This window comes from Ruminococcus sp. N15.MGS-57, from assembly GCF_000980385.1.
Classification (GTDB): domain Bacteria; phylum Bacillota; class Clostridia; order Oscillospirales; family Ruminococcaceae; genus Hominimerdicola; species Hominimerdicola aceti.
Window position 1 is genome coordinate 1 of sequence record NZ_LARF01000158.1, and the last position, 308, is coordinate 308.

A 308-nucleotide genomic window follows, 5' to 3' on the forward strand; every position below is an offset into this window, starting at 1 on the left:
ACGCACTCTTTGAATGTATGGCTGCTTCTGAGCCAACATCCTAGTTGTCTTCGAAATCCCACATCCTTTTCCACTTAACACGCACTTTGGGACCTTAGCTGTAGGTCTGGGCTCTTTCCCTTTTGACCATCCAACTTATCTCGTATGGTCTGACTCCCATGAATCATCTTGATGGCATTCGGAGTTTGATATGCTTTGGTAAGCTTTGACGCCCCCTAGGCAATTCAGTGCTCTACCTCCATAAGACTCTCATGAGGCTAGCCCTAAAGCTATTTCGAGGAGAACCAGCTATCTCCGGGTTCGATTGG

1 rRNA gene is annotated in these 308 nt (G+C 47.4%); it reads right to left on the reverse strand.

From position 1 onward, the window contains the following. Positions 1-308 (reverse strand): 23S ribosomal RNA (locus WS40_RS11075); the annotation flags it as partial.